The sequence below is a fragment of the Pseudomonas putida genome, assembly GCF_028682635.1.
GTDB lineage: Bacteria > Pseudomonadota > Gammaproteobacteria > Pseudomonadales > Pseudomonadaceae > Aquipseudomonas > Aquipseudomonas putida_AE.
The window spans coordinates 1-25,491 of the sequence record NZ_JANHLK010000035.1; the positions used below are offsets into that span (position 1 = coordinate 1).

The 25,491-nt window shown below is 62.4% G+C and carries 22 protein-coding genes; 12 read left to right on the plus strand and 10 right to left on the minus strand.

Features of this window, described 5'->3' with window-relative positions:
* Positions 1-274: 274 nt before the first annotated feature.
* Together NPS56_RS27755 and NPS56_RS27760 are read left to right on the plus strand one after the other, a co-directional pair.
* Positions 275-1,318, plus strand: coding sequence for a GGDEF domain-containing protein (locus NPS56_RS27755; RefSeq protein WP_274077602.1), 1,044 nt, complete (start codon positions 275-277; stop codon positions 1,316-1,318).
* A 265-nt stretch (positions 1,319-1,583) separates the two neighbouring features.
* Positions 1,584-2,087 (plus strand): hypothetical protein, encoded by a 504-nt coding sequence (locus tag NPS56_RS27760; protein ID WP_274077603.1) that lies wholly within the window; start codon positions 1,584-1,586, stop codon positions 2,085-2,087.
* 164 nt (positions 2,088-2,251) lie between these two features.
* On the opposite strand, the gene NPS56_RS27765 is transcribed toward NPS56_RS27760, so the two are convergent.
* Both NPS56_RS27765 and NPS56_RS27770 read right to left on the minus strand, forming a co-directional pair.
* On the minus strand, positions 2,252-3,817 hold the full coding sequence (locus tag NPS56_RS27765; protein WP_274077604.1) for an aldehyde dehydrogenase (NADP(+)): 1,566 nt from the start codon (positions 3,815-3,817) through the stop codon (positions 2,252-2,254).
* 7 nt (positions 3,818-3,824) lie between these two features.
* Positions 3,825-4,448: an isochorismatase family cysteine hydrolase gene (locus tag NPS56_RS27770; protein WP_274077605.1), complete on the minus strand. Its 624-nt coding sequence runs from the start codon at positions 4,446-4,448 to the stop codon at positions 3,825-3,827.
* Positions 4,449-4,547: 99 nt separating this feature from the next.
* Between NPS56_RS27770 and NPS56_RS27775 the strand changes: the two genes are divergently transcribed.
* Together NPS56_RS27775 and NPS56_RS27780 are read left to right on the plus strand one after the other, a co-directional pair.
* The gene (locus NPS56_RS27775; protein WP_274077606.1) at positions 4,548-5,066 is read left to right on the plus strand and encodes a winged helix-turn-helix transcriptional regulator; all 519 of its coding nucleotides are present in this window, start codon (positions 4,548-4,550) and stop codon (positions 5,064-5,066) included.
* A gap of 111 nt (positions 5,067-5,177) precedes the next feature.
* The gene (locus tag NPS56_RS27780; RefSeq protein ID WP_274077607.1) at positions 5,178-5,516 is read left to right on the plus strand and encodes a hypothetical protein; all 339 of its coding nucleotides are present in this window, start codon (positions 5,178-5,180) and stop codon (positions 5,514-5,516) included.
* A gap of 617 nt (positions 5,517-6,133) precedes the next feature.
* Here the strand turns inward: NPS56_RS27780 and NPS56_RS27785 are convergent.
* A complete protein-coding gene (locus NPS56_RS27785) occupies positions 6,134-7,141 on the minus strand; it encodes a LacI family DNA-binding transcriptional regulator (protein ID WP_274077608.1) in 1,008 nt (335 codons plus the stop codon).
* A gap of 189 nt (positions 7,142-7,330) precedes the next feature.
* On the opposite strand from NPS56_RS27785, the gene NPS56_RS27790 reads away from it, so the two are divergent.
* From NPS56_RS27790 to NPS56_RS27800, 3 genes are read left to right on the plus strand one after another with little or no spacing between them, the layout of a single operon-like run.
* Positions 7,331-8,497: a Gfo/Idh/MocA family protein gene (locus NPS56_RS27790; RefSeq protein ID WP_274077609.1), complete on the plus strand. Its 1,167-nt coding sequence runs from the start codon at positions 7,331-7,333 to the stop codon at positions 8,495-8,497.
* 38 nt (positions 8,498-8,535) lie between these two features.
* The gene (locus NPS56_RS27795; protein WP_274077645.1) at positions 8,536-9,588 is read left to right on the plus strand and encodes a sugar phosphate isomerase/epimerase family protein; all 1,053 of its coding nucleotides are present in this window, start codon (positions 8,536-8,538) and stop codon (positions 9,586-9,588) included.
* A 44-nt stretch (positions 9,589-9,632) separates the two neighbouring features.
* Positions 9,633-10,865 carry a nucleoside permease gene (locus NPS56_RS27800; protein ID WP_274077610.1) on the plus strand — a complete coding sequence of 411 codons (1,233 nt, stop codon included), beginning with the start codon at positions 9,633-9,635 and terminating at the stop codon, positions 10,863-10,865.
* A gap of 114 nt (positions 10,866-10,979) precedes the next feature.
* Here NPS56_RS27800 and NPS56_RS27805 read toward each other — a convergent pair whose 3' ends face one another.
* Positions 10,980-11,537 carry a TetR/AcrR family transcriptional regulator gene (locus NPS56_RS27805; protein WP_274077611.1) on the minus strand — a complete coding sequence of 186 codons (558 nt, stop codon included), beginning with the start codon at positions 11,535-11,537 and terminating at the stop codon, positions 10,980-10,982.
* A 170-nt stretch (positions 11,538-11,707) separates the two neighbouring features.
* Between NPS56_RS27805 and mexE the strand changes: the two genes are divergently transcribed.
* From mexE to NPS56_RS27830, 5 genes are all read left to right on the plus strand, one after another.
* Positions 11,708-12,967 carry a multidrug efflux RND transporter periplasmic adaptor subunit MexE gene (gene mexE / locus NPS56_RS27810; protein WP_274077612.1) on the plus strand — a complete coding sequence of 420 codons (1,260 nt, stop codon included), beginning with the start codon at positions 11,708-11,710 and terminating at the stop codon, positions 12,965-12,967.
* A gap of 12 nt (positions 12,968-12,979) precedes the next feature.
* Positions 12,980-16,159, plus strand: coding sequence for an efflux RND transporter permease subunit (locus NPS56_RS27815; protein ID WP_274077613.1), 3,180 nt, complete (start codon positions 12,980-12,982; stop codon positions 16,157-16,159).
* Positions 16,156-17,574 (plus strand): efflux transporter outer membrane subunit, encoded by a 1,419-nt coding sequence (locus NPS56_RS27820; RefSeq protein ID WP_274077614.1) that lies wholly within the window; start codon positions 16,156-16,158, stop codon positions 17,572-17,574. Before NPS56_RS27815 ends, NPS56_RS27820 begins: the two co-directional genes overlap by 4 nt.
* Positions 17,575-17,666: 92 nt before the next feature.
* A complete protein-coding gene (locus tag NPS56_RS27825; RefSeq protein WP_274077615.1) occupies positions 17,667-18,065 on the plus strand; it encodes a hypothetical protein in 399 nt (132 codons plus the stop codon).
* 22 nt (positions 18,066-18,087) lie between these two features.
* Complete coding sequence (locus NPS56_RS27830; RefSeq protein ID WP_274077616.1) at positions 18,088-18,483, plus strand: hypothetical protein; 396 nt, start codon at positions 18,088-18,090, stop codon at positions 18,481-18,483.
* A gap of 12 nt (positions 18,484-18,495) precedes the next feature.
* On the opposite strand, the gene NPS56_RS27835 is transcribed toward NPS56_RS27830, so the two are convergent.
* The 6 genes from NPS56_RS27835 to NPS56_RS27860 form a co-directional block, all read right to left on the minus strand.
* On the minus strand, positions 18,496-19,215 hold the full coding sequence (locus NPS56_RS27835) for an NAD(P)H-dependent oxidoreductase (protein ID WP_274077617.1): 720 nt from the start codon (positions 19,213-19,215) through the stop codon (positions 18,496-18,498).
* A 22-nt stretch (positions 19,216-19,237) separates the two neighbouring features.
* Positions 19,238-20,779: an acyl-CoA carboxylase subunit beta gene (locus NPS56_RS27840; protein WP_274077618.1), complete on the minus strand. Its 1,542-nt coding sequence runs from the start codon at positions 20,777-20,779 to the stop codon at positions 19,238-19,240.
* Positions 20,780-20,848: 69 nt separating this feature from the next.
* A complete protein-coding gene (locus NPS56_RS27845; protein ID WP_274077619.1) occupies positions 20,849-22,033 on the minus strand; it encodes a thiolase C-terminal domain-containing protein in 1,185 nt (394 codons plus the stop codon).
* On the minus strand, positions 22,030-23,559 hold the full coding sequence (locus tag NPS56_RS27850; protein ID WP_274077620.1) for an AMP-binding protein: 1,530 nt from the start codon (positions 23,557-23,559) through the stop codon (positions 22,030-22,032). Before NPS56_RS27850 ends, NPS56_RS27845 begins: the two co-directional genes overlap by 4 nt.
* Before the next feature lie 8 nt (positions 23,560-23,567).
* Positions 23,568-23,984 (minus strand): Zn-ribbon domain-containing OB-fold protein, encoded by a 417-nt coding sequence (locus tag NPS56_RS27855; RefSeq protein WP_274077621.1) that lies wholly within the window; start codon positions 23,982-23,984, stop codon positions 23,568-23,570.
* Positions 23,985-23,991: 7 nt separating this feature from the next.
* Positions 23,992-25,491 (minus strand): hypothetical protein, encoded by a 1,500-nt coding sequence (locus NPS56_RS27860; RefSeq protein WP_274077622.1) that lies wholly within the window; start codon positions 25,489-25,491, stop codon positions 23,992-23,994.

The following is a 25,491-nucleotide window of genomic DNA, read 5'->3' on the forward strand; positions in this document are numbered from 1 at the left end:
CGAAAGCCCGCTGCAATATTCGAGGACGCCTTCGCCGGCAAGCCGGGCTCCTACAAGTCCGCGTCGACCACAACGCAACGCCCCGCGCACCTTTGTAGGAGCTGGCTTGCCAGCGAAGAGGCCCCAAAGCCCGCTGCAATATTCGAGGACGCCTTCGCCGGCAAGCCGGGCTCCTGCAGTTTCAAGGATCATTGCGGGGATAGCCGTTTATCAGGCGTATCGGTATGCTCAGCGCACAGCCGAAATGCCCATGATAAACAACCACAGTGACGTTATGAGCTCATCAGAAACGCGTGCGAATGTCCTAGCGCTGTATCCGGAAGACTCCCGCGAAGCGGCGGCCCTGCTCAAGCAGGCCGTGCCGCTGATGGTTCGCCATAACATCCCGCCCAATCCCGTGCACTACGCCCTCTGGTACACCTACAGCCAGGGCCAGGACCCGGAGCTCAATCGTCACCTGGACCGCGTGGTCCGGGACTTCGACGGTTGCCCGCCAGAGTCGGCGACTCTCCTGTTTCGCCAGTACATCATCCGTGACGAGCTGGAAGATGCCCGCGCCGAACAGCATCAGGTCATCAGCCTGGTCGATGGCATGGAGCGCGACGTCTCGCAAAGCGTGGAAGGCAGCCTCAACTTCCAGAACCGCCTGGGGCAGTGCCTGGAAATGCTCGACGAACCGGCCAATGACCGCCTGCCGGGCATCTTGAGCGAGCTGCAGCAGAGCACTCGGCTGATGCAGAGCCAACAGGAACACTTCCTCACCCAGTTGCACTCGGCACAGGACGAAATCAAGACCCTGCGCGACAAACTGCAGCGCGCGCAACTGGCCGCGACCCTCGACGGCCTGACCGAACTGTTCAACCGCACCGCGTTCACCCGCCTGCTGGAACAGGCGCTGGGCAAGGCTTCCCGTGGGGTGGCCCTGTTGATGCTGGATATCGACCACTTCAAGCAATTCAATGATCAGTACGGTCACCCGCTGGGCGACCGGGTGCTGCAGCATGTTGCCCAGGTGCTGCGCGGGGCGTTGCCAGCCAATGCGTTCGCGGCGCGTTACGGCGGTGAAGAGTTCTGTGTGGTCCTGCCCGATTGCGCCGACCTGGGCAGTGCCTGTGTTTTCGCCGAGCACCTGCGCCTGAAGGTCCAGTCCTTGCGGATCAAGGCGCGCAGCACCGACACCGTGCTGGACACCGTGACCGCGTCATTCGGCGTCGCCTTCGTACAGCCCGGCGACAACCTGGAAAGCCTGCTGACCCGCGCCGATGACGGGTTGTATCAGGCCAAGCGCAATGGAAGGAATCAGGTGTTTGCCTTGTAGGAAGGGGCGGCGACGACCTTTTCCTGACCTGACCCTGATTACCTGTGGGAACGAGCTTGCTCGGGTAGAAACCAGAGACATGCTTCTCTACCATCGGTGCCTGCGGATGCGTTCCGGTTAGTTGCCTGTCCTCAGACCAATATTACTGTGTCCTAGTCCATTACCTACAATTTTGTGGGATCTCCCCGACTTGCGATAGTTGCCTAGCGTGGATAATTTGATAACTCATTGAATGGGGGGCACAGGCAGTGCCAAAGGGTTTTTTATGCTCGACATTTTGCGTGGCACACCACTATGGGTTTACGCAGTTTTTTTTATCGTGACGTATTACGGCGTCATTGCCTGCTTCAAGAGTTATGAAACGAAAAAATCGTTAATACTGACACCGGCGATATTCGTCGCTATTTCCGTGACCTCGCTGAAAATCTCCCAAGGATTTGTGGTTCCGCTTTCGGTTTATGCGCTGGGGTTGCTGGTTGGGTGGTTGCTGGCCTTTCGCTTTTACTCGTACCACAACGTGAAACATGAGGGTGGGGGGCTGGTGCTGGATGGCACGATCAGAGTGCTGATTGTGTATTGGTGCTTCTTCGCCTGGCGTTACTACAGCGGTTACCAGGAGGCTGTGCATCCGGAACTGGCCAATGAAGTTTCGTTAGTGGCCTGGTCGTCATTGGGGTCTGGGCTCATCAATGGTTTGATCGTTGGACGGAGTTTCAGGTTATTGCGTTTTTTCAAGTCCGATAATGTGCCAGCGGTGTCTTCTAAATGATGGCTTGCGTCGACACAGATCTTATATCCACCATCGAACCTCGTGGAGCGGGCTTGATGGCTAAGAGGGCGTGTCAGGTTAATTGATGTCGACTGACACTCCCTCGGAACGCCCCCGGAGCAAGCCCGCTCCCACATTTAGAATTTGCCAGGCGCGAAAACTGCTTATTGACCGTCGACGCTGCGCGGCACACCGAGCGGATTGCCCTCACGCAGTGCCTCGGGCAGTAACTCATCGGGAAAACCCTGGTAGCACACCGGCCGCAGAAAACGCTCGATGGAACTCATGCCCACCGACGTGAAACGGCTGTCCGACGACGCTGGAAACGGCCCGCCGTGCACACTGGCGAAAGACACCTCTTGCGGATGGGCAAAGGCGTTGACGACGATCCGCCCGGTGCGCCGCTCCAGGATCGGCAGCAAACGACGGGCCAGCGCCAAGTCCTCGGCTTCCATGTGCATGGCAGCACTGAGCTGTCCGCGCAGAGCCCGGGCGACCGCGAGCATTTGCGCCTCATCCTCGACCTTCACCAGCAGGGCTGCCGGCCCGAACACTTCCTCGGTAAGGGTTGTTTCGCTGAGAAAGCGTTGGCCGTCGACCTCTAGCAAGGCCGACTGGCCGTCCAGCGCCACGTTGGCGGCTAGGCCTTCGGCAGCCAGCCTGGCGCCAGCACCGTGCAACCTGTCGAGCCCGCTCAAGTACGCCCCATGGATGCCCGGCGTCAGCATCGGCCGTGCCGGTGCCGCCGTCACGCGACTGATCATGGCCGCGCGCAGGGACTCGTAACCGGCCCCGGCGATGGCGATCAGGATCGCCGGTTTGAGACAGGCCTGCCCGACATTGACCAGCATGCGCTCGATAAAACCGTCGCCGATCTGTGCGCCACGCTCGGCCAGTGCCTGGGGCAGGATGAACGTGGGGTTGACGCTGGCCATCTCGGTGAAGACCGGGATCGGCTCAGGGCGTAGCTGTGCCCGGCGATACAGGGCCATGCCGCCCTGTTCGGAACCGGTGAAGGTCACGGCCTTGATCAACGGATGGTCGACCAGGGCTTCGCCGATCGCATTGCCCGCGCCGCGCACCATCGAGAACACACCTTCAGGCAAGCCGCTGTCCTGCACGGCCTTGCGGATGGCCCGGGCCTGGATTTCCGAGGCCCCAGGGTGAGCGTTGTGGGATTTGACGACTACCGTCGCGCCCGCCGCCAGCGCCGCGGCGGTGTCGCCGCCGGCCACCGAGTAGCTGATGGGGAAGTTGCTGGCGCCAAACACCGCCACCGGGCCGAGGGCGATTTTCTGCAGGCGATGATCCATGCGCGGGCGTGGCTGGCGCTCGGGCTGGGCCGGATCGATGGCCACCTGGAGGAAGCGTCCCCGGCGCACCACCTCGGCGAATTGCCGAAACTGCGTCGCGGCCTTGGCCACTTCGCCCAGCAGTTGGGCTTCGGGCAGGCCGGTTTCCAGGGCGGCCCTTGCGGCCAGCGGCTGGGCGACGGCGTCCAGATTGTCGGCGATGCGTTCGAGCAAGGCCGATCGCTCGGCGAGCGAGGTGTGGCTGTAGTGGTCGAACGCGGCGTCGGCGAGGTTCGCCGCCAGGTCCACTTCGGCGGCGCCACCGAAGGCGAATTCCGGCTCGATCAGCTGATTGTTGGCGGGGTTCAGCGCCTTCATCGTCCCTGCGCTGGCGGCGACTTCGTTGGCGCCGATCAACAGGTTTCCAGTCAGTTTCATGGTGTGCTCACGGCTTGAGGGTGGCGATCAGTTGCTCGGTGGTGACAATCGAATGGGCGAAGGTCGGACCGTTCAGTTCATGGGCGGCGTGCATCATTTCCGGCTTGAAAGCGGCGGTGGCGTCGCGCACCAAGGTGACGTGGTAGCCCAGTTCCTGGGCGTAGCGGGCGGTGGCCTCGATGCAGGTGTTGGCCAGCAGGCCGACGATGATCACGTGGGTGATGCCTTTCTGCTTGAGGCGAAAATCCAGGTCGGTGTTGGCAAAGCCGCTCGACCCCCAATGCTCCTGGATGACGACGTCGCCAGGCTGGGGCGCGAAATCGGGATGCCATTCGCCGCCCCATTCGCCGCGGGCGAAGTGGTGCATGTGCTGGATCTTGCATTGGGTGGGGCTTGGGTGATCCCAATTCTCGTAGTCGCCTTGTTCCCAGCGCCGGTGCGGTACGATGAATACCGGTATGTCCAGGGCGCGGACGGTACGGTCGAGGGTGCGCAGGTTGTCGAGCAGGCCGACTTGCCGGGCGATCGGCTCGAGCAGCGGGAAGATCTTGCCGCCTTCGGACAGGAAGTCGTTGTAGGGATCGACCAGCAGGTAGGCGGTTCGATCCAGCGGGTAGGGGGTGTTGGACATGACCAATGCTCCAGGAAGATGGACGGATCGCTGCCATGGGCTTGCCGTGGCAGCGTGAAGATATGATAATCATAGTCACTTGGAAAGAGGCAAGCCCGTATGGCGTTAAAAAAGACTAGTCCTGAAACCCTGTGTCCGATTGCCCGGGCCGAAGACGTGGTTGGTGATCGCTGGACCGTGCTGGTGTTGCGCGAGTTGTTCATGCGCAATCACCGCTACGATGAGATCCAGGCGCAGACCGGCGGCACCCCGCAGATGGTCGCGACCCGCCTGAAAAGCCTGGAGGCGGACGGCATGGTCGAGCGCCGCGCCTACAACGAGCGGCCGCCGCGCTACGAGTACCACCTCACGGCCAAGGGGCAGGCGTTTTACTCGGTGGTGCTGGCGTTGCGTGCGTGGGGTGAAACCTGGTGCAAGTCGCCGCAAGAGGGCCTGGCTGTGAGCTATACCCACCAGACTTGCGGCCAGCCCGCGGGGCTCGGGCCGTTGTGCGAGCATTGTGGTGAACTGTTGCGCCGTGATGAGTTGAGCAGCGAGCCGAGCGCGGCCTATGCCCTGGAGCGCCAGGAACGACGGGAGGCATTCAAGCGCGGGTCGGTGGTCAAGTCCGCCGAGTGAAGACGGCGACTATTCGTTGCACTGATAGTCACAATCATCCATCACAAGTTCTGTTGCTGCCGGCAAACAGGGAGCATGGCGTGCATCAAAAACGCCTTGCGGAACCCTGTGATGAAGATGCTGACTCGACTGGCGCTGATCGCCCCCTTGCTGCTGTCCGGGTGTGCTTCTGCACCCAATAACCCGACACTGACCCTGCAGACGAAAAAGGCACCGGCGGACTACGCCCAGTGTGTCTTGCCGAAATTGCAGGAAGACGCACTGAGCGCAACGATTTCGCAGACCCAGCGCAGCTATCGAATCGTCGTTTCGAGCAAGGTCGCCGCCGACGATGTGCTCGAAGCCTACAAGGCCTCGAATGGCGGCAAGGTGTTCCTGTACGAACGCACGTTGCTGGCCTCGACGTTCGGGCCATCGCGGCTTGAACGTGCTGCTCAGGAGTGCCTTTAACCAAGCCCCGCAACCCCTCCCATCGGTGCAAGCAAATCCACTGTATGCGAGCTTGCTCGCGATAAGGCCGGTACATTCAGCATGGAAGTCGACTGACCCACCGCCATCGCGAGCAAGCTCGCTCCCACACTGATCCACAGTGAACTCAAAAACCAGGCACGAAGCAGATCCACTGTGGGAGCGAGCTTGCTCGCGAAGAGGCCGGCACATTGAGCATGGATGTCGACTGAGCCACCGCAATCGCGAGCAGGCTCGCTCCCACACTTGATCTTCAGTGAATTCACAAACCAGGCACGAAGCAGATCCACTGTGGGACCGAGCCTGCTCGCGAAGAGGCCGGTACATTGAGCATGGATGGCGACTGACTCACCGCCATCGCGAGCAGGCTCGCTCCCACACTTGATCTTCAGTGAACTCAAAAACCAGGCACGAAGAAGTTCCCCTGTGGGAGCGAGCCTGCTCGCGAAGAGGCCGGTACATTGAACATGGATGTCGACTGACCCACCGCCATCGCGAGCAGGCTCGCACAGTTGTATCTTCAGTGAACACGAAATAGATGGCCGACACAGACCCTCTTGTGGGAGTGGCCTGCTAGCGAAAGCGCTATCAGTCTTCTTCTAAGTTTCCTGTCGCACCACCGCGGTACTGCCGCGCAACGTCAGTTCGAACGGCAACACCACATGCCGCTGTACCAGCGGTTTCTTTTCGATCAGCGCAATCAACATCTCGACGGCTTTCTGGCCGAAGACTTCGGCGGGTTGCGCGATGGTCGTCAGCGGTGGGTCGCAGTACTTTGCGAAGGGAATGTCGTCAAAGCCGACCAGCGAAATGTCCTCGGGTACCCGTAAACCCTGTTGCTTGATGCGTTTCAACGCGCCGATGGCCATTTCATCGTTTTCGCAAAACAGCGCAGTGGGACGCTCGGGCAGGTCCAGCATGGCGGCTGCGCCGTCATCACCGGCCTTCAGGCTGAAATCTCCATGGCAGATCAGCGCCGGGTCGCAATCGATGCCGGCCTGACGCAAGGCATCCTGATAACCAGCCACGCGATCGCGGGTCAGCGGGCTGCTTTTCGGGCCCTTGATCAGGCCGATCCGGCGGTGGCCCAGTTCGATCAGGTGTTCGGTCATGGCCTTGGCGGCCGCGCGATTGTCCAGGCTGATGGTCGGATGACGGCCGCCTTGAATCACCTCGCAGGCGTTGACGATGGGCGGCAACTCGACGTTGGGGAAGGGCGCCTCGAACGGGTCGAAGGCACGCAACTGGATCACGCCGTCAGCCTGATGGTTGTACACCAGCTCGGCGAATTCCCGTTCGATCTCTTCACGGCCCTGGGTGTCGCACAGCAGCAGCCGATAGTTGGCCGCCTGCGCCGCCTGTTGCGCGCCGCTGATGACCCGGGCAAAAAAAGTGTTGGCGATGGCGGGCACCAGGATCACCAGGTTGCCGGTGCGGCGCGAGCGAAACTGCACCGCCATCAGGTTCGGCCTGTAGCCGGCCTGTTCCACGGCCGCGTTGACCTTGTCCCGTGTCTCGGGAAGCACACGCTCAGGCGATTTCAGGGTTCTGGACACCGTGGCCACCGAGACGCCGGCCAGCCGGGCTACTTCACGGATATTGGACAAAATCACCTCGTTATCGAACCGCGCGGGCGGCGAGCTTAACGCAGTTAGCCTTGGGCTGAAATATTAATGGATCCTAATCCGGGGTTTGACAGGCAACGAAACTGAGCCTAAATTTCCGCCACGATGTAACCGGTTACATCATAGTCGGGATTCAAGTTTGAAAAGCCGCTTCCAACAGAGAACATTGCGATGAACGCTGCAATACCAAAAACAAGAATGGGCTTTGTCGGGGGCGGCGAGGGCGCATTCATTGCTCAAGCCCACCGCCAGGCCGCCGGCCTCGATGGCCGTTTTGAACTGGTGTGCGGCGCGTTCAGTCGCGATGCACAGAACAACCGGAACACTGGCGCAGCATTGGGCTTGCCGGCCTCGCGCTGCTACAGCGACTGGCAGCAGATGCTCGAGGCCGAGCGTGTATTGCCCGCCGAGCAGCGCATGGAGCTGCTGGTGATCGTCACGCCCAACCACTTGCACGCGCCGATCGCCAGCCAGGCGCTGAGCGCGGGTTTTCATGTGTTCAGTGAAAAGCCCGCGGCGCTGAACCTGGCCGAATTGCTCGCACTCAAGGACGTGGTCGAACGCAGCGGCCGCCTCTACGGCCTGGCCCATACGTACCTGGGCTACCCCATGGTCTGGCAGGCGCGCGACATGGTGCGCAGCGGCGTGATCGGTGCGGTGCGCAAAGTCATTGTCGAGTACCCCCAGGGCTGGCTCAGCCAGGATGTGGCCGGGCAAGGCAACAAGCAGGCGCAATGGCGTGACAGCCCTGAACAGTCCGGTTTGGGCGGCTGCATTGGTGACATCGGCACCCATGCCTTCTCCCTGGCCGAGTTCGTCGCGGATCAACCGATCCAGCACCTGTGCGCAATGTTGGGCGTTCATATCGCCGGCCGTCAGCTGGACGATGACGCCTCGATGCTGTTCAAGATGGCCGGCGGCGCCAGCGGCGTGTTGATCGCCAGCCAGGTCTGCGCCGGCGAAGAAAACCCGCTGAAAATCCGCGTCTATGGCGACAAGGGCGGGCTGGAATGGCGGCAGGAAGAACCTGCCAGCCTGATCCACCGTGCCCTCGATCAACCCATGCGCATCCTGCGCTCCGGCGTCGGCCAGCCGTGGCTGTGCGCAGCCGCCAGCGAGCGCATGCGTTTGCCGGCCGGGCATCCCGAAGGCTATCTCGAAGCCATGGCCAATCTCTACGGCGATTTTGCCCGCGCCATCCGTGGCAATGTCGCGGGGCACGATGCTCCCGGGGTGCCCGGGATCGACGTCGGCCTGCGCGGCATGGCGTTCATCGAGACCGTGATCGCCAACCATCGTGGCGACGCCAAGTGGACCGAACTGGTCTGCACCCCATGACTCTGGAGACTCCCATGACCGACCTTACTCAAACCGGCATGCGTGGCCCGGGGATTTTCCTCGCGCAGTTCATGTCCGCCGAAGCACCTTTCGATACCCTGGCCAACATCGCCCACTGGGCGGCCTCCCAGGGTTACAAGGCCATTCAATTGCCGACCCTGGGCACGCAGTTCATCGACCTTGCGCGCGCCGCCGAAGATCAGGATTACTGCGATGAACTGAAAGCCGTCTGCGCCCGGGAAGGCGTCGAAATCAGTGAACTCTCGACCCATCTTCAAGGCCAATTGGTGGCGGTACATCCGGCGTTCGACACGCTGTTCGATGACTTCGCACCGGCACATTTGCGCGGCCAACCCCAGGCACGCACCGACTGGGCCATCGACCAATTGAAGCTGGCGGCTCGCGCCAGTCAGCGCTTGGGCCTTAAAGCCCACGCGACCTTTTCCGGCGCGCTGCTCTGGCCCTACATCTACCCATGGCCGCAGCGCCCGAGTGGCCTGGTCGAGCAGGGTTTCGAGGAACTGGCCAAGCGCTGGTTGCCGATCCTTGATTGTTTCGAAGAGGCCGGCGTCGACCTGTGCTACGAGATTCACCCCGGCGAAGACCTGCACGACGGCGCTTCCTTCGAGCGCTTCCTGGAGGCGGTCGATCACCATCCCCGCGCGGCGATCCTGTATGACCCGAGCCACCTGCTGCTGCAGCAAATGGACTACCTGGGCTTCATCGACCGCTACCACGAACGCATCCGCATGTTCCACGTCAAGGACGCCGAGTTCCGGCCCGATGCCCGTTCCGGGGTCTACGGCGGTTATCAGGGCTGGGTCGAGCGGCCGGGGCGTTTCCGCTCATTGGGCGATGGCCAGATCGATTTCAAATCGATCTTCAGCAAACTGACCCAATACGACTTCGCCGGGTGGGCCGTGCTGGAGTGGGAATGCTGCCTGAAGGACTCTGCGCAGGGCGCCGCAGAAGGGGCGGCGTTCATCGAGCGACACATGATCAGCAAGACCCGAAAGGCTTTCGACGATTTCGCCAGCGTGTCGTCAGACGCCGCTTTCAATCGACGATTGTTGGGGCTAACTGACGCCTGAACGCATTTCTCTCGCACAAAAACAACAATAAGACGGTGACTGTCATGACCACGATGACCGCGCGATTAAGCGCAATGATGTTCCTGCAGTTCTTTATCTGGGGTGGCTGGTTCGTCACCCTCGGTACTTTTCTCGCCAGCAATCTGGGCGCCACTGGCGGGCAGATCGGCATGGCGTTCTCGACCCAGTCATGGGGGGCGATCATCGCGCCGTTCGTGATAGGTCTGATTGCCGATCGCTTCTTCAATGCCGAGCGCATTCTCGCCGTGTTGCACCTGGTGGGCGCGGTGTTGCTGTATCAGCTGTATCGCGCACCGGACTTCAGCACCTTCTATCCGTTCGTGCTGGCCTACATGATGATCTACATGCCGACCCTGGCCCTGGTCAATTCCGTCGCGTTCCGCCAGATGAGCGACCCGGCGCTGGAGTTCTCGCGCATCCGCGTGTGGGGCACCATCGGCTGGATCGTCGCCGGCGTGGTGATCAGCTTCGTGTTTGCCTGGGATTCACAAGCGGCAATTTCGTCAGGCGGGTTGCGCAACACCTTCCTGATGTCGGCGATTGCGTCACTGCTGCTGGGCCTCTACAGCTTCACCTTGCCGCGCACCGCACCGCTCAAAGGCGAAGCGAACGGCGGCCTCAAGCAGATGCTCGGGCTGGATGCCCTGGGTTTGCTCAAGGATCGCAGTTATCTGGTGTTCTTCATCGCCTCCATCCTGATCTGCATTCCGCTGGCGTTCTACTACCAGAACGCCAACCCGTTCCTGGCGGAAATCGGCGTGACCAACCCCACGGCAAAAATGGCCATCGGGCAAGTCTCCGAAGTACTGTTCATGCTGCTTCTGCCTCTGTTCATTCATCGCTTCGGGATCAAGCTTGCACTGCTGGTGGGGATGCTGGCCTGGGCCTTGCGCTACCTGTTGTTCGCCTATGGCAACAACGGCGACCTGGCTTTCATGCTGTTCACCGGCATCGCCTTGCACGGCATCTGCTATGACTTCTTCTTCGTTTCCGGACAGATCTACACCGACGCCAAGGCTTCCGAGCGCTTCAGGAGTTCCGCCCAGGGCTTGATCACCCTGGCGACCTACGGCTTGGGCATGCTGATCGGTTTCTGGGTGGCGGGGCAGGTGACCGACCACTACGCCGCGACGGCGGGTAGCCATGACTGGAAAAGCATCTGGCTGTTCCCGGCAGGGTTTGCCCTGGCGATCTTTTTCTGTTTTTCCCTGGCGTTCAAGGGACGAGAGAAGGTGGCGGTGCAACCCACGGTCTGACCCCTGTAGGAGCGAGCTTGCTCCGGGCGGCGTTCCGACGATGGTCGCCAACGATAACGCGTCCTTTCAGGCAGCACGCATTATCGTTGACGACCTTCGCGAGCAAGCTCGCTCCTACAAGGAGCCCGGCCATGCATTGATCACCGAGGTCAGGAACTGCTGGGACAGCTCCGGCTTATCCAAGGCCCTGGCAACGAGCATGGCACCGGCAATCGAGGCAATGACCCGCAACGCTTCCTGGTGTTTTTCCTCCGGGTTTTCGCCCTCCACCAATGGCATCAGTATCTCGATCAAGCGCTCGATGCCCTTGGTGAAGGACTGGCTGACCGCGCCGCCGGTACGCGCGACATCGGTCGCCAGGGCGGGAATCGGGCAGCCCTCGGTCCAGTTGTCCAGGTGCTTCTGGGTCAGGTAACCCTTGACCAGCTCGGGAATCGATTTGGCGTCCTGCCATTGTTGAATGTTGGTCTCGAACGTCCTGCTGACGGCCTCGCAAGCCAGCTGCTCCTTGCCGCCTGGAAACTGCCCGTAGAACCCGCCGTGGGTCAGCCCGACCGAACGGGACAGTTCGCCGATGCCGATCCCGTCGATGCCTTTCTCGCGGTACAGCCGGGAGGCGGCCGTGAGGATCGCCTCCTTGTTGGCCGCAGCCTTGTCTTTCGTCACTTTCATGGGGTGCTCCTGTGGCCGGTGGGCATGGCCCTTGGCAAGTCGTCGCTGAGAAGCTAGTAATTATGATAGCCGTCATATATTGTTGGCGCAAATGTGTGACGGCCAAATCTCTTTTTTTGCCCTTATACATGATGGCTATCATCAAAAACAATGCTCAAGGCGGATACTCCATGGAACAGTCCCTCAAACCTCTGCGTTATCCACTTGCCGCATTGGCACTCACGATGCTTGCCGCTTGCGATCGTGCGCCTGTCGCCGCCAATGCACCGGGGGCGCCGCACGTGACTGTGGCCAAGGTCATCGAGCAGCCTATTACCGAATGGGACGAGGTGACCGCACGACTGGAAGCCCCGGAAACCGTCGAGGTCCGTCCACGGGTATCAGGACAGATTGAACGGGTCGCCTTTACCGACGGTGCGTTGGTGAAGAAGGGGGACCTGTTGTTCCAGATCGATCCGCGGCCCTTCGAGCACGAGGTCGAGCGTTTCCAGGCCCAGTTGCAACAAGCCCGGGCGACGCTGCTGCGCACCGCCAATGAAGCGCAGCGCGGGCAGCGCTTGCTCGGCAGCAATGCGATTTCCGCCGAACTGGCCGACAGCCGCACCACCACCGCACAAGAGGCCAAGGCCGGTGTCGATGCGATCCAGGCGCAGCTCGACCTTGCCCGGCTGAACCTGAGCTTCACCCGCGTCACCGCGCCGATCAGCGGCCGTGTCAGCCGCGCGGAAATCACCGCCGGCAACATCGTCACCGCCGATACCACGCCGCTCACCAGCGTGGTCTCCAGCGACAAGGTGTACGCCTACTTCGATGCCGACGAGCGCCTGTTCCTCAAGTACGGCCAGCTCTCCCGCCAGGGCCAGCGCGGCCAGAGCACGCCGGTGTACATGGGCCTTTCGAACGAAGAGGGCAACAGTCACCTGGGGCAGATGAATTTCGTCGACAACCAGGTCAATCCCAAGACCGGGACCATCCGTGGGCGTGCGGTGTTCGACAACGCCGACGGCCAATACACCCCCGGGTTGTACGCCCGGCTGAAACTGGTGGGCAGCGCCGCCTATGCCGGCCTGCTGATCAAGGACGAGGCGGTGGGCACCGACCTTGGCAAGAGGTTCGTGCTGGTCATCGATCAGGACAACAAGGCGGTGTACCGCAGCGTCGACCTGGGCCCCAAGCTTGAAGGCCTGCGCATCGTGCGCAGCGGATTGCAGAAGGACGACCGCATCATCATCAACGGCCTGCAGCGGGTCCGTCCCGGTGCCGTGGTCGCCCCGCAGGACGCGCCCATGGCCGACCCGGAAACGGTGGCGACACTGGCCCGCCAACGCCAGGCCGTTGAGGCAGGCAATCAACCCGCAAGCCCATCCTCCGCCTCCGTCAAATCACCAGCCCTGGTGAAAACGGATGCGCCTGCCAGCCCTCGCGGATAAGGGAGCACCGACATGAAATTCTCACAGTTCTTCATCACGCGGCCGATCTTCGCCGCGGTGCTGTCGCTGCTGATCCTGATCGCGGGCGCCATCTCGCTGTTCCAGTTGCCGATCAGCGAATACCCCGAAGTGGTGCCGCCGACCGTGGTGGTTCACGCCAATTACCCGGGGGCCAACCCCAAGGTCATCGGCGAAACCGTGGCGGCGCCGTTGGAGCAAGCCATCACCGGCGTCGAGAACATGCTGTACATGTCCTCGCAGTCGACGGCGGACGGGCGTTTGACGCTGACCGTGACCTTCGCCCTGGGCACCGACCTGGATAACGCCCAGGTCCAGGTGCAGAACCGCGTGACCCGCACCGAGCCGAAATTGCCGGAAGAAGTGACGCGCATCGGCATCACCGTGGACAAGGCCTCGCCTGAATTGACCTTGCTGGTGCACCTGGTGTCGCCGGACAAGCGCTACGACATGCTGTACCTGTCCAACTACGCGATCCTCAACGTCAAGGATGAGCTGTCGCGCCTGGACGGCATCGGCGATGTGAAGATGTTCGGTATCGGTGACTACTCCCTGCGTATCTGGCTCGATCCGGACAAGACCGCCTCGCGCAACCTGACCGCCACCGACGTGGTCAACGCGGTGCGCGAGCAGAACCGCCAGGTCGCGGCCGGTGCCCTGGGTTCGCCGCCGGCGCCGAATGCCACCCACTTCCAGATGTCGATCAATTCCCAAGGCCGGCTGGTCACCGAGCAAGAGTTCGAAAATGTGATCATCCGCAGTGGCCCGAACGGCGAGATCACCCGCCTCAAGGACATTGCCCGGGTCGAGCTGGGATCCAACCAGTACGCACTGCGGGCGCTGCTCAACAACCAGGAAGCGGTGGCCATGCCGATCTTCCAGCGCCCGGGGTCCAACGCCATCGACATCTCCGACCAGGTGCGGGCGAAGATGGCCGAGCTGAAGAAAAACTTCCCCCAAGGCATGGACTACGAGATCGTCTACGACCCGACCATCTTCGTGCGCAGCTCGATCGAAGCGGTGGTTCACACCCTGTTCGAAGCCCTGATCCTGGTGGTGCTGGTAGTGATCCTGTTCCTGCAGACCTGGCGCGCTTCGATCATTCCGCTGGTGGCGGTGCCGGTGTCGCTGATCGGCACCTTTGCCGTGATGCACCTGCTCGGTTTCTCCCTCAATGCGCTGTCGCTGTTCGGCCTGGTGCTGGCCATCGGCATCGTGGTGGATGATGCGATCGTGGTGGTGGAGAACGTCGAGCGCAATATCGAATCGGGCCTGGAGCCGGTCGAGGCCACCCAGAAGGCCATGGGCGAGGTGACCGGCCCGATCATCGCCACGGCGCTGGTGTTGTGCGCGGTGTTTGTGCCGGCGGCGTTCATTTCCGGGCTCACCGGGCAGTTCTATAAACAGTTCGCCCTGACTATCGCCATCTCCACGGTGATCTCGGCCTTCAACTCCCTGACCTTGTCGCCAGCGCTGGCAGCGGTGCTGCTCAAGGCCCACGGCGCGCCGAAAGACCGCTTCTCGAAAGTGCTGGATCGCTTGCTCGGCGGTTGGCTGTTCAAACCCTTCAACCGCTTTTTCGACAAGGCCAGCCATGGCTACGTGGTTGCCGTGGCCAAGATCATTCGCGGCAGCAGCGTGGCCTTGCTGGTGTACGCCGGCCTGATCGGCATGACCTATATGGGCTTCAGCACCACGCCGACCGGATTCGTGCCGACCCAGGACAAGAAGTACCTGGTGACCTTCGCCCAGCTGCCGGACGCGGCGAGCCTGGATCGCACCGAATCGGTGATCCGCCGCATGAGCACCATCGCCATCAACGAGCCGGGGTTCGACAGTGCCGTGGCATTTCCCGGGCTGTCGATCAACGGTTTCACCAACAGCCCGAACGCCGGCATCGCCTTCATCGGCTTGCGCCCGTTCGATGAGCGCAAAGACCCGAGCTTGTCCGCCGGGGCGATTTCCGCGTCGCTCAACGCCAAGTTCGGCGACATCCAGGACGCCTACATCGCCGTGTTCCCGCCACCACCCGTCCAGGGCCTGGGCACCATCGGCGGTTTCCGCCTGCAGATCGAGGACCGCGGCAACCTCGGCTACGAAGAGCTGTACAAAGAAACCATGAACATCATCGCCAAGAGCCGCAGCGTTCCGGAACTGGCCAACCTGTTCACCAGCTACACGGTCAACGTGCCGCAAGTGGAAGCGGCCATCGACCGGGAAAAGGCCAAGACCCACGGCGTGAAGATCAACGACATTTTCGACACCTTGCAGGTGTACCTGGGCTCGCTGTACGCCAACGACTTCAACCGTTTTGGCCGCACCTACCAGGTCAATGTGCAGGCCGAGCAACAGTTCCGCCAGGAGCCGGAGCAGATCGGCCAGTTGAAGGTGCGCAACGATCGCGGCGAGATGGTTCCGCTGGCGACCTTCGTCAAGGTCAGCCCGACGTCGGGGCCGGACCGGGTCTCGCACTACAACGGTTTCGTCACTGCGGAGATCAATGGCAGTGCAGCCCCCGGCTACAGCTCCGGCCAGGCCCAGAAAGCCATCGAGAAACTGCTCAAGGAAGAACTGCCCAACGGCATGACCTACGAGTGGACCGACCTGACCTACCAACAGATCCTGTCCGGCAACACGGCGCTGCTGGTGTTCCCGCTCTGCGTGCTGCTGGCGTTCCTGGTGCTGGCCGCACTGTATGAAAGCTGGAGCCTGCCGCTGGCGGTGATCCTGATCGTGCCGATGACCCTGCTGTCGGCGATTGCCGGGGTGATCATTTCCAAGGGCGACAACAACATCTTCACCCAGATCGGCCTGATCGTCCTGGTGGGCCTGGCGTGCAAGAACGCGATCCTGATCGTCGAGTTCGCCAAGGACCGACAGGCCCAGGGCCTGTCGCCGCTGGACGCCGTGCTCGACGCCTGCCGCATGCGGCTGCGGCCGATCCTCATGACCTCGTTCGCCTTCATCATGGGCGTGGTGCCGCTGGTGACGTCCACCGGCGCCGGCTCGGAAATGCGCCGGGCCATGGGGGTAGCGGTGTTCTCCGGAATGCTCGGGGTGACCTTCTTCGGCCTGCTGCTGACGCCGGTGTTCTTTGTCCTGATTCGCCGCTACATCGAACGCAAGCAAGCGCGCAAACGCGCCAATGCACTGAACCTGGAGGTGCAACCATGAAAGCCCTGAAGTTGTTTTTGCCGAGTCTCCTGGTGACGGCACTGGCGGCGTGCACGGTCGGGCCAGACTACAAGACCCCCGACACCCCGCGAGCGGTCAGCGTTTATGCCAAGGCGGCCAACTACGATCAGGCGCGTTTCGAGCGCCTGTGGTGGCAGCAGTTCGACGACCCCACGCTGAACCAGTTGGTGAGCAAGTCCCTGGAAGGCAACCGCGACCTGCGGGTGGCGTTTGCCCGCTGGAAAGCCGCCCGGGCTATTCGTGACGATGTCAGCAACGACAATCTGCCCGTGGTCACCAGCCGCGTCAGCAGTGAGCAAGGGCGTGCGCAGGTGCCAGGGCAGACCGAGCACCGGGTCAACCTGGAGCGCTACGACCTGGGGCTGGACATGGCCTGGGAGATTGATCTGTTCGGGCGCATCCAGCGTCAGCTCGAATCGAGCGATGCGCGGGAAGACGCCGCGGCGGCGGATCTCTACCAGCTGCGGGTGTCGATGATCGCCGAGCTGGTGGATGCCTACGGTCAACTGCGCGGCGCTCAACTGCGGGAGAAAATCGCCCTGGCCAACCTGAAGAACCAGAGCGATTCGCGCAGCGTCACCGTGAGCCTGCGCGATGCCGGGGTCGGCAACGAACTCGATGTGGTGCGCGCCGACGCGCGCCTGGCCGCGGTGGAGGCGAGCGTACCGCAGCTGCAAGCGGAGCAGGTCCGGGAGAAAAACCGCATCGCCACCTTGCTCGGTGAACGCCCGGAGCAACTGAGCGTGTCCTTGAGCCCGGCGGACCTGCCGGCCATCGCCAAGGCGCTGCCGATCGGTGATCCCGGCGAGTTGTTGCAGCGGCGTCCCGATGTGCTGGCGGCCGAACGCAGGCTGGCGTCGGCGACGGCGGATGTCGGCGTGGCCACTGCCGACCTGTTTCCCCGTGTCAGCCTCAGCGGCTTCCTTGGCTTCACCGCCGGGCGCGGTTCGCAGATCGGCTCCAGCGCCGCCCGAGCCTGGAGCCTGGGCCCGAGCATTACCTGGGCCACCTTTGACCTGGGCAGCGTGCGCGCCCGCATTCGCGGCGCCAACGCCGACGCCGAAGGCGCCCTGGCCACGTATGAACAGCAAGTGCTGCTGGCGCTGGAAGAGTCGGAGAACGCCTTCAGCGACTATGGCAAACGCCAGCAGCGATTGTTGTCGTTGATCAAGCAGAGCGAGTCGAGCCGCGCGGCGGCCAGTCTGGCGGCGATCCAGTACAAGGAAGGGTCGGTGGATTACCTGGTGCTGCTCGATGCCGAGCGCGAGCGCTTGAATGCGGAGGATGCCCAGGCCCAGGGTGAAGTCGATCAGTACCGGGGGATCGTGGCGATCTACAAGGCGCTGGGGGGAGGGTGGGACAGTGGCGGCAACAAGCTGGCCGCGATGAACTGATGCCAGTTTATCGTGAATGATTATATTCACGGGGTATTGCGTGACTACTATTTATAGATTGGATCCGCTGCGTCATAACAGAGGTGAAAGAGATGAATAAGATAATGGCCTGTTCAATAGTTGTACTGTTGCTGGCGGGTTGCTCATCCTCTGGTCATCAAGCTGCCATGGATGCGCATGCTGATGCCCCACCGACTGCGAAACAGTTAAACGCAAGCGAGATAAATTCGACGGTAATAGGTCGCAAGCACTCCAGCGTAACGTCCACCGGATATCCTTTCTCTGAAACATTGAATCCTGACGGCACCGCAACCATCAAGATTTCCAGCGAGCCCATGCAAACCGGCGCCTGGGTGATTACTGAGGACGTCATTTGCGTGAGTTATCAAAAATACGGCAAGGAATGCAATAAGGTTCTCAGTGACGGCGTCACGATCTGGTTTGTCGATAGTGTAAAAAACAAAACCAACAACAAGTTTACAGTTCAATAAGAGTTGATGCGCGAGGTGCAGCATGAACAAAGAATATTGGAGCTGTGTATTCCTGGCCCTTGTCTTGTCCGGTTGCGCCTCGTCTGGTGATCATCCGATAAAGCCGGTTTCGCCTTCGGCGGTTGCGCTGGATGACGATCAGGTTCGCAGTACCCTGATTGGCAACAAACTTAACAACGTAGGGGAGTCGGGCTTGCCGTATTCCTTGAGCTTCAATGCGGACGGAACTGAGATATTCAAGATGTCCGGCAATCCACCCGAAACGGAACATTGGACCGTCAAGGATGGGGTGATCTGTTTCACCTCACCCAAGATCAACAAGGAATGCTATCGGCTGAAAAAGGACAAGGACGACTACTGGCTGGTAGATCCACAGACGGGCGCAGTGCACTACCACTACACCCTGACTGCGCAATGAATTCGCTGGCTCCTACAGCGGGGTGTCACCCAGACCCAGGGGAAAGAGCCGATCGTCGAACTGACTCAGGCGCGGGTACTCGATGGCCTCATCCGCATCGATGTTTTCAAGGCGCTGGCGATAGCTGAGCAAAAACGCCTGTCGGTCCTCAGCGCTGATGTACGGCACATGCCAACCGACAAAAGGCGGTAGCACCTCCAGCCCGACATAGGCCAAGGTCCCACGCAACAGCGGACGCAACATGTCTTCCAGGGGGCCATGGATCGCGTTGTCGCCGAACATGTGCTCACGCCCGCCCAGGGTCACGGTCACCAGGGCTTTCTTGCCGCTCAGGCCCCCTTGATCATAGAAGCGCTTGCCGCCGTAGCAGATGCCGGACACCAGCACCCGGTCAATCCAGCCCTTGAGAATGGCCGGTGTCGAGAACCAGTAGATCGGGAAGTTGAGGATCAGCAGGTCCGCCCACAACAGCTTGTCCAGCTCCTGCCGGATATCGGCGGCGAGGGTCTGCTCCTTGCTGTTGCGTCGTTGTTCGAGGGCGTAGACCAGGTATTCGGGATTTTCCCTGACGCAGAAGTCCTCGGCACTGGCCACCGGGTTCCAGTCCATCGCGTACAGGTCCGATACCCGCACCTCATGCCCTTGGGCTTGCAAGGTTTCGACCGCCTGGTCGCGCAGCGCAGCGGTAAAGGATTTTGGCTCGGGGTGGGCATGCACGATCAAAACATTCATGGCGAATCCTTGGAAGGAGAGATCAAAAGTAGGTCGGCCAGGTACGCATTTCGTGGCGTCCTATACCGTTATTGAAGCCGCGCCGTTGCGCCGCCAGTGCCTCGACCAGAAAGCGCCGGGTTTCTCCCGGGGCAATCACCTCGTGGGTGCCCATGGCGCCGGCCAGGGCAAAGGCCGAGGTGTCTTTTGCGAACTCGGCATGCAGGCGCTCGTAGCGTTCCGGGTCGCTCTCGCGTGTCACGCCATGCACCACGCTGACCGCAACGCCGGGGTCGACGAAGCTGACGTCGGCCATGCACCAGGCGGCCGACTGGTCGCTGTTGCGGCCACCGCCGAAATTCAGGTACGCCTGACCGAAACTCTTGCGCACGATCACCGAAAGCTTGGGCACCGAACAGAGTTGCACCGCGTGAATCATGTTCATGATGTGCGCCGGTGCGCTGCGTTTCTCGCCTTCGATACCCACCAGGAAACCGGGGGTGTCGACCAGAAATACCAGCGGGATATTGAACGAGTCGCACAGGGCGATGAAGCCGGTGGCCTTGCGGCAGGCATCGGCGTCCAGAGCCCCGCCTTTGAATAACGGGTTGGAAGCGACAATGCCGATGCTGGCACCTTCGAGCCGAGCCAGGGCGGTGACGACCGAGCGACCGAAACGATCCTTGAGTGGAAACAGGCTGTCGCGATCGACCAGGGTGGCGAGCAGCTTGCGCATGTCGTAGGTCTTGCTGCGTTCTGCCGGGACGATGCGTTCAGGCCCCGACGAGTCCGGACGGTCCTCGGGCGTGCAGGGCAGCTCGGGCGGCAGCTCATTCGAATGAGAGGGCAAGTAGCCGAGAAAACGCCGGATGGCGCTCAGCGCTTCCTGGTCATTGTTCACAACCATGTCGGCCAGCCCGGTGATTTCAGCATGCATGCGCCAGCCACCGAGTTCTTCGGTATCCGAACTCTCGCCGATGGCCACCGAGGTGACTTTGGGACTGGAAACAGCGAGCATTGCGCCTTTGCGCATCACGGTGAAATCCGCCAGGCACGAATACCAGCTCGCCGAACCGAAGCAAGGCCCGAGCACTGCGCTGACCCACGGCGTCTCGCGCCGCCGGCAGTATTGCTGGGCATCCTGGCCGCCACCGGCCATGCTGCCCGCACCCATCGCATCCTGCATGCGCTGGCCCGACGATTCGCCGAGGAAGATCAGCGGCATGCCGTTGCGGGTGGCGCATTCCTTCATGTAGGCGATCTTGCGCGCATTGATCCACGAGGACGACGCGCCTTTGACCGTCATGTCGTTGGACACCACGGCGACACGGCGCGAGTCGATGCGGCCAAAGCCGGTGATCTTGCCGTCGGCGGGGGTGCTGTCGCGATCCTCGGGGCGGGCGGAGTGGGCCAGCATGCCGATCTCGCTGAACGACTGCGGGTCGAGCAGACCCTCCAGCCGCTCACGGGCGTTGAGCACGCCGGCATTGCGGCGCGCCTGGAGCCTGGCTTCACCGCCCATGTTCAAGGCGGTGGCGCGACGGGAGTGCAGCTCTTGTTCGGGTGAAGTGTGTTCGCGGGTCATCGTGAAGTCTCATTGGGAACCATGACGGCACGTCCGACGATTTCGCCGCGACGCATTGGCAGCAGGACCTCAATCACCGGCTTCGTTCGCCAGCACCATGTACATGAATGCCGACATGACGAGTCCGCCGGTCTGGACCAGGCAGCTGCTGGCATTGGCGACCTGGCGTGCGCCGCATTCGCCGCGCAGCTGGCGCACGGATTCGATCATCAGTTGCATGCCGAACTGGCCGGAGTGGTTGAACGCCAGGCCACCGCCCGAGGTATTCACCGGCAACGCTCCGCCGGGCGCGGCAATGCCGCTGCGCAGGAGCGCGCCAGCCTGGCCGGGTTCGCACACACCCATGGATTCGAGCCCGACCAGCACATTGATGGTGAAGGCGTCATAGATCTGCACCATGCTCAATTCGCTGCGCGCGATGCCGGACATGCACAGTGCACGCTCGACGCAGGCGCTGGTAACGCCATCGTCGAGCCAGTCGAACGTATTGATCGGCGTGACATGGCCTCGATAGGTATCGGCGAAACCGCGGATGAACACCGGCGGCCTGGCCAGGGTGCGGGCGTATTCGGCCTTGGTCAGGATCAACGCACCGGCGCCGTCGTTGACCAGGCAGATATCGGCCTTGCGTAGCGGGTCCGAGATCAGCGGCGAAGCCAGGTACTCCTCCATCGTCAGTGGTTGGCGCAGCGTGGCCTGGGGATTGAGTTGCGCCCAGCGCCGCGCGTTGATCGCCACTTCTCCCAGGTCCTCCGGGCTCGCCTGATAACGATGCAGATACTGCTGGGCGAGCATCGCGTACCAACTGATCGGGCTGAGCACGCCGTAGGGCGCCACGAACTGGCCGGACGGGGAGCGCGGGTCGGTGACCACGCCGCCACGCTGACGACTGTGATCCAGGCGCTGGGTGCTGCCGTACGTGACCAGTGCCACCGAGCACAGGCCGGCGTCGATGGCGGCCATGGCGTGGATCAAGTGGGTGAGCGGCGAGCCGCCGCCCACCACCGTGCTGTCGACATAGCGCGGGGTGATGCCCAGGTATTCGCTCACCAGCAGCGCATTGGCGCGGTCGTCCCAGTGGGCGAATACTCCATCGACATCGGCCAGGGTAAGCCCGGCCTCCAGCAGGGCCGCGCGGGCCGAGCGGCATTGCAGCGACAGCGCGGTGTCGCCTGGCTGGGCCTTGCCGAGGCCGGCTTCGCCGACACCGACGATGGCATAGCGGCCGGCCAGGCGGGATGCGTCGAGCGTCATGGTCGAGGCTCCTGCGCGATGAGCTGTGCACGCACGTCTTTCTTCAACACCTTGCCAACCGGGCTGCGCGGCAGGCTGTCCCAGAACAGCACGTGCTTGGGGGTCTTCAGGCTGCCGAGTTTTTCCCGGCAGGTGGCGATGAATTCCTGCGCGGTTGCACAGGCACCCGCCTTGAGTTCGATGACCGCGATGACTTTCTCGCCCCAGTCGGCATCGGGAATGCCGACCACCGCGCAATCCATCACCGCCGGGTGCGCCCAGATCACTTGCTCGATCTCGCTCGGGTAGAGGTTGAACCCGCCGGAGATGATCATGTCCTTGGTGCGGTCGACGATGTACAGGTAACCGCCTTCGTCGAACACGCCGATGTCACCGGTGTGGTGCCAGCCGAACCGGCGTGCCTCTTCGTTGGCTTGCGGGTTGTCGTAGTAGCCGGGGGCGACCAGTTCGCCACGGGCGACGATCTCGCCGCGTTCGCCGGTCTCGACGATCCGCCCGTCATCATCCATCAGGGCCACTTCGCAGGCGCCGGTGGGACGGCCGGCCGAACCCAGGTGCTTGCCGTCACGCAGGTGGTCTTCGCGGGTCAGTACGGTGATCACCCCTGGCACTTCGGATTGACCGTAGAACTGCACGAACACCGGCCCCCACAGGGCGATACCCTCGCGCAGCTTGTCCACGGACATGGGCGCGGCGCCGTAGATCACGTATTCGAGCGAGGAGCAGTCGCGGGTCCTGGCGTCCGGGTGCGAGAGCAGCCGGTAAATCAGGGTCGGCGGCAGGAACAGGTGGGTGATGCGTTCCCGTTCAATGGTTTCCAGTACCACGCCGGGGTCGGCGGACGCTGCAATCACATTGCGCGTGCCGAAACTCGACAGGGCCATGGCGGTGGCGCCTGCCGCATGGGTCAGTGGGGCCACGACCAGGTGCGCGGGGCTTTTTGCCGGTGGCATGAACTGGTTGCCGATGCGGTAGCAGGCGAGCAACGCGCGATGGCTTTGCATGATCGCCTTCGGCCGCCCCGTGGTGCCGCCCGATGACTTGATCAGGGCAATGTCGTCGAGCCCCTGGCGCACTGTGCACTCTTGGCCGGCATGATCGCGGCACCAGGAGGCGATGCTCAGCCCGTCGATCGGCTCGTCCAGGCCGATCAGGGTTTTCAGGCTGGGCACGCCGGCGCGAATGCGCTCGGCATGCTCGGCGTACTGGGAGTGCAGCACCAGTACCGAGAGCTTGGTGAAACTCATGAACCAGATCAGGCTGTCGATCGAGTCCCTGGCATTCAAGGGAATGAAGGTGCTCCCGGCGCGCAAGGCGCCCAGCATGGCGACAAAGCTCAGCGGGTGATTGGGCGCCAGCACGCCGACATGCGCGCAGCTCAGGCCCAGCAACGTCAAGGCATGGCCGATGGCATGGGAATCGGCCTGAACCTCGGCGTAGGTGAGGCTCAAGCCGGGGCCTTGCAGGCAGACATTGTCCGGGTGGCGATTGGCGCCCGCATCGAAGTGGTCGGTGATCATTTGCATGGTGACGGCTAATCCAAAAGAGTGAACTGGGGCAGCGTGCAGGTTTCGCTGACGGGCTCGAAGCAGACGTTGACGCGGGCGCCGATGGCGACGCGGGTCAGGTCGGCATCGAGGATGTTGGCGACCACGCGCACACCTTCATCGAGGTCGATCAGCGCAACCACATAGGGCAGCCGGGATTCGAAGGCCGGCGAGGGCGCGATCCGGCAGACCGTCCAGGTGTAGATGCGCCCATGGCCGCTGGCGTTGATCCAGTCGAGGCGCTCGCACAGGCAGCTGATGCAGAAGGCCCGAGGGTAAAACTGGCAGGTCCCGCAGCCAGCGCAGCGCTGGATCACCAGTCGCTGTTCCCGGGCGGCCGCCCAATAGGCGGCCGTTTCGGCGGTGGGTTGCGGCAGGGGCCGAGCAGAGAGGGGAGTCGACATGGCAGCCTCAGTGAGTACGCAGTTCGAAACCGGCCATGGCGATATGCACATGGCGTTGCTCCGGGAGTTTGGCCAGCCCGGCGATCAGTTCATGCAGCGGACGACGCACGCTGAAGGTATCGTCGACCAGAACAGGGACCAGCCCGGTGATTTTTTCGTCGCCGTACATGGCACGCAGCAGCAGTTCATCGTCCGACAGGCCGGGGTAGCGGCTACGCAGTTCGGGAACCCTTGGCAACAGCACCGGCGGTGTGGTCGCCACCTCGCGGGAGCCGTTGGCGAGCACAAGAGCCTTGACGTCGTGATCGACCGGCAACGGCAGTGCGCCGAAGTAGCCGCACACGTACTTCTTCACTTCGTCGGGTACCACCTTGTAGCGCTCGCCGCTCAGTACGTTCATCACCGCTTGCGCGGCAATCATGGCGGGGAAGGGCGTGGCCATCACGGGCGAGCCCAGTTCCACGCGCACGCGCGCGATCTCTTCGAGGACCACCGGCAGCTTGTCGGCGATCCCCGCCAGCTGCAGTTGCGACTGTAGATTCGACATGGCGCCACCGGCATATTGGGTGACGAAGTGCGCCGGGTCGTATTCCGCCGGGATACCCAGGGGAAAACCGTTCTCTTCGGCCACACCGGCGAGGTACTCGCCGATCTCGTCAGCGGCGCGGTCATCGAAGTCGACCTCGAAACCGATCTCGCGCAGGTTGCGAGCGAGCATCTGGGCCGAGGGCCCGGCATTGCCGTGGGCCAGCGGATCGATCGAACACAGCAGACGGTCGGCGCCGTGCACCGCGGCTTCGATGGCCACCAGCGAACCGGTCGCGTTCAGGCAGTGGGTGAGCACTTCGAGCGGTCGATCGCCGATCACTGCCTTGATCGCCGGCACGATGCTGCGCACCTGTTCCACGGTCATGCTGCCGCCGGCATCGCCGAAGGTAAAGGCGTCGATGTCGAAGCGCTCGATGGCTTCGCGCGCCTTGGCGGCGTAGAACGGCGCGTCGTAGCCAGGGGCCAGGTTGTAGATCATGGCGAGGTTGGTGGTGGCGCCGAGGCGCTTGGCGGTGGCGATCGCCGGCACCAGGTTATCCCAGCAATGCAGTGAGTCGAGGAAACCGATGTCGCGGGCACCGTTGGCGACCAGGCGCTCGACGTACAGCTCGCTGAGGTCGTTCGGCTCCGGGTAGAAGCTGCGCAGCATGTTGCTGCGCACGATGCCGCGCAACGGCGTACGGCGGATGCGCTCGGACAACAGGCGCAGCCGCTCCAGCGGGTTCTGGTTGAGGAACAGCACGCTGGCGTCGAACTGCACCAGGGCAACGCCTTCTATCGCATCGAAACCCAGGGCATCCAGGCGCTCGGCCATCGGCAGCATGTGCTCGGTGCGCATGCGCGTGGCCCACAGGCACTGGTGCGCATCGCGCAGGGTGGCATCGACCAGCTGGATGCGCCGCCGTTTGCCGGTGCGGACAAATTCCGCGTGCACTTTTTCGCGTAGTTGGTTCAGCAC

What these genes read in the sequence shown, in the direction of transcription:
- NPS56_RS27775 (WP_274077606.1), top strand. Translation starts at nt 4,548, where the DNA reads ATGGCGTTAAAAAAGACTAGTCCTGAAACCCTGTGTCCGATTGCCCGG.
- NPS56_RS27820 (WP_274077614.1), top strand. Translation starts at nt 16,156, where the DNA reads ATGAAAGCCCTGAAGTTGTTTTTGCCGAGTCTCCTGGTGACGGCACTG.
- NPS56_RS27805 (WP_274077611.1), bottom strand. Translation starts at nt 11,537, where the DNA reads ATGAAAGTGACGAAAGACAAGGCTGCGGCCAACAAGGAGGCGATCCTC.
- mexE (WP_274077612.1), top strand. Translation starts at nt 11,708, where the DNA reads ATGGAACAGTCCCTCAAACCTCTGCGTTATCCACTTGCCGCATTGGCA.
- NPS56_RS27770 (WP_274077605.1), bottom strand. Translation starts at nt 4,448, where the DNA reads ATGTCCAACACCCCCTACCCGCTGGATCGAACCGCCTACCTGCTGGTC.
- NPS56_RS27795 (WP_274077645.1), top strand. Translation starts at nt 8,536, where the DNA reads ATGCGTGGCCCGGGGATTTTCCTCGCGCAGTTCATGTCCGCCGAAGCA.
- NPS56_RS27830 (WP_274077616.1), top strand. Translation starts at nt 18,088, where the DNA reads ATGAACAAAGAATATTGGAGCTGTGTATTCCTGGCCCTTGTCTTGTCC.
- NPS56_RS27840 (WP_274077618.1), bottom strand. Translation starts at nt 20,779, where the DNA reads ATGACCCGCGAACACACTTCACCCGAACAAGAGCTGCACTCCCGTCGC.
- NPS56_RS27835 (WP_274077617.1), bottom strand. Translation starts at nt 19,215, where the DNA reads ATGAATGTTTTGATCGTGCATGCCCACCCCGAGCCAAAATCCTTTACC.
- NPS56_RS27855 (WP_274077621.1), bottom strand. Translation starts at nt 23,984, where the DNA reads ATGTCGACTCCCCTCTCTGCTCGGCCCCTGCCGCAACCCACCGCCGAA.
- NPS56_RS27850 (WP_274077620.1), bottom strand. Translation starts at nt 23,559, where the DNA reads ATGCAAATGATCACCGACCACTTCGATGCGGGCGCCAATCGCCACCCG.
- NPS56_RS27755 (WP_274077602.1), top strand. Translation starts at nt 275, where the DNA reads ATGAGCTCATCAGAAACGCGTGCGAATGTCCTAGCGCTGTATCCGGAA.
- NPS56_RS27760 (WP_274077603.1), top strand. Translation starts at nt 1,584, where the DNA reads ATGCTCGACATTTTGCGTGGCACACCACTATGGGTTTACGCAGTTTTT.
- NPS56_RS27845 (WP_274077619.1), bottom strand. Translation starts at nt 22,033, where the DNA reads ATGACGCTCGACGCATCCCGCCTGGCCGGCCGCTATGCCATCGTCGGT.
- NPS56_RS27815 (WP_274077613.1), top strand. Translation starts at nt 12,980, where the DNA reads ATGAAATTCTCACAGTTCTTCATCACGCGGCCGATCTTCGCCGCGGTG.
- NPS56_RS27765 (WP_274077604.1), bottom strand. Translation starts at nt 3,817, where the DNA reads ATGAAACTGACTGGAAACCTGTTGATCGGCGCCAACGAAGTCGCCGCC.
- NPS56_RS27790 (WP_274077609.1), top strand. Translation starts at nt 7,331, where the DNA reads ATGAACGCTGCAATACCAAAAACAAGAATGGGCTTTGTCGGGGGCGGC.
- NPS56_RS27800 (WP_274077610.1), top strand. Translation starts at nt 9,633, where the DNA reads ATGACCACGATGACCGCGCGATTAAGCGCAATGATGTTCCTGCAGTTC.
- NPS56_RS27780 (WP_274077607.1), top strand. Translation starts at nt 5,178, where the DNA reads ATGAAGATGCTGACTCGACTGGCGCTGATCGCCCCCTTGCTGCTGTCC.
- NPS56_RS27825 (WP_274077615.1), top strand. Translation starts at nt 17,667, where the DNA reads ATGAATAAGATAATGGCCTGTTCAATAGTTGTACTGTTGCTGGCGGGT.